This window comes from Microcystis sp. M49636_WE2, from assembly GCF_030065375.1.
Classification (GTDB): Bacteria; Cyanobacteriota; Cyanobacteriia; order Cyanobacteriales; family Microcystaceae; genus Microcystis; species Microcystis aeruginosa_C.
On sequence record NZ_JASJFG010000439.1, the window covers coordinates 1 to 2,724 of the forward strand.

Here is a 2,724-nt window from a genome sequence, read left to right on the forward strand (position 1 = left end):
AATGGGGCGAAAGTCTGTGGACTCTGTGTAAGACAGTACATGGTTTTTTAACTGTGGTATGCGACGGTGGTGGAAGCAGAAACTTAAATCGTGAGGTTTAGGAATCGCCGCACTTTTAGGGCGGCGAGGATGTCAACTTCGAGCCATTGCTGCCCCTTTTAGCGGCAATGGCCATGGCAAAATTGCCGCCGGATTTTGTCAAAACCGATTAACGTTTGGCTAACTTTTTCACCGGTAATTTACGCAGACGGATCGATTTCGGGGTAATTTCTACCAACTCATCTGGTCCAATGTATTCGAGGGCGCGTTCGAGACTCATATCCACGGGGGATTGTAACTGAACCAATTCATCCCCGGTGGCGGAACGATGGTTAGTTAACTGTTTAGTTTTGCAGATATTGATCTCCACGTCCTGGGGCCGGTTGCTTTCGCCGATAATCATGTTTTTATACACTCTTGTCCCAGGAGTAATAAAGAATACCCCCCGGTCCTCGGCGTTTTTGAGGGCGTAGAAAGTGGCCACTCCTTCCTCAAAGGCAGTAATCACGCCATTGTAACGGGTGGCTAATTCCCCGGAGAAAGGACGATATTCGAGGAAACTATGGTTCATAATCCCCTCACCGCGACTCAGACGGATAAATTCGCCCCGGAAACCGATTAAACCCCGGGCCGGAATCACGAATTCCAATTGAGTACGGCCATTGCTGCCCGTCTGCATATCCTGCATTTCCCCTTTCCGTTGGCCGAGACGTTCGATACTGGAACCCACCGCTTCTTCGGGTACATCTAAAACGAGGTATTCGTAGGGTTCGCAGGGTTGACCGTTAATTTCCCGATAGATAACCTGCGGCTGCGATACTTGGAATTCGTAGCCTTCCCGACGCATGGTTTCGATGAGAATGCCTAAATGCAGTTCTCCCCGGCCCGAAACCAGGAATTTCTCGGCGGAATCACTTTCTTCCACCCGTAGGGCGACGTTAGTTTCTAATTCTCGCATCAGACGATCGCGAATTTGCCGCGAGGTGACAAAAGTGCCTTCCTGACCGGCAAAGGGAGAATCGTTCACCGAGAAGGTCATTTGTAGGGTCGGTTCATCGACTTTAATTAGGGGTAAAGCTTGCGGGTCATCGGCTAAAGTTACGGTTTCTCCGATGTTAGCGTCGGCAAAACCAGCCACAGCAACGATATTACCGGCGCTGGCCTCGTTTAGTTCCACCCGTTTAAGACCTTCAAAACCAAGAAGTTTTGTTATTTTACCCTTGACAACCGCGCCCGTATCCTTTACTAAAGCAGCCTGTTGACCGGCTTTAATTACGCCGTTATGGATGCGGCCGATAACGATGCGTCCTAAGTATTCCGAGTAATCGAGGGTGGTTACTTGCAGCTGTAGGGGTTTGTTAACGTCCCCGGCCGGTGGTGGAACGTGGTGTAAAATCGCCTCAAACAGGGGCTGCATATCTTTGTCTTCGTCTTCGAGGCTTTCTTTGGCGAATCCTTGCATCCCGGAAGCGAACAGAGTAGTAAAATCACATTGGTCGTCATCGGCGCCCAGTTCCACAAACAGATCGAAAACTTTGTCCACGGCTAGGTTAGGATCCACGTTAGGGCGATCGATTTTATTAACCACGACAATCGGTCTTAATCCCTTTTCTAGGGCTTTTTTCAGCACAAAACGCGTCTGGGGCATCGGCCCTTCGTTAGCATCGACAATCAGGATACAACCGTCCACCATACCTAAAACCCGTTCCACTTCGCCACCAAAGTCGGCGTGACCGGGAGTATCGACGATGTTAATCAGGGTGTTTTGGTAACGAACGGCGGTGTTTTTGGCCAGAATGGTGATACCGCGTTCTCTTTCGAGGTCATTGGAATCCATGACGCAGGTGGGTACATCTTCCCCTTCTCGAAAGATTCCCGACTGTTTGAGGAGTGCATCGACGAGGGTGGTTTTCCCGTGGTCAACGTGAGCAATGATAGCAACGTTACGGATAGGCAGAGACATAAAATATTGAAGTAGTCTTAGGTTTATTTTTACAAGTAAACATTTCTTAAAATTCTAGCTTAGACTGACCAGCACCGTTAGCAAATCTTTATTTTTCCTTGGTTTCCCATCAGCAAGCTCTACTGATTACTGTTGACAGGCCCCCCAAACCCTAAGCAAGCAACCCACCCTCGGATGAGTCGAGACGATAGAAAAGACGACTGGAGGCAGGGGGTAGGGGTAAATTGAAGCTAGAGTGAAAATCCTCTTGAACTTTGTAGGTTAAGCGGGGGGAAACTTGGCGAACAATTTGTGTCAACAGTTTATCACCGGTTTTTTGGAGAATGGGACGGGGAATTTTATGAATAAACTTGGGAAACTTAACCATAACATTCATATGCAGTTCCCAGGTGACTTGGGTGATAACCGCCGGAATATCCCGTCCCTGTTGTCGAAAAATTGCCTCAATTTCCCGACTAGGAGAAGATAGCGGCATTTCCTCTAGTTTCATAATTGCCTGATAATCCACTAGATAGCCCAAAAACGGTTGATCGGGAATGGGAACACTACGAGTATGATAGACTCCATTGACGGGCAGCTCCAGAACCACAGCGATTTTCGGCTCCAGTTCATAGCCAAAAGCTCCATATTTACCGATGGTGATAATATAACCATTGTCACCGAAGGGCAGAGTTTTCATCGGTTCGGCACAACGACAAAACCAACCTTCGTGAGCGCGCAGA

2 protein-coding genes are annotated in these 2,724 nt (G+C 48.5%); both read right to left on the reverse strand.

Features of this window, described 5'->3' with window-relative positions; all coding sequences use genetic code 11:
• Positions 1 to 208: 208 nt before the first annotated feature.
• Positions 209 to 2,002 carry a translational GTPase TypA gene (gene typA / locus PX484_RS10525; protein ID WP_002803668.1) on the reverse strand — a complete coding sequence of 598 codons (1,794 nt, stop codon included), beginning with the start codon at positions 2,000 to 2,002 and terminating at the stop codon, positions 209 to 211.
• 151 nt (positions 2,003 to 2,153) lie between these two features.
• Positions 2,154 to 2,724, reverse strand: a 571-nt coding sequence (locus tag PX484_RS10530; RefSeq protein WP_288103759.1) for a DUF1997 domain-containing protein, incomplete at its 5' end; no start/stop codon positions are given.

Coding starts and splice junctions, on each gene's coding strand:
- typA (WP_002803668.1), bottom strand. CDS start 2,002: ATGTCTCTGCCTATCCGTAACGTTGCTATCATTGCTCACGTTGACCAC.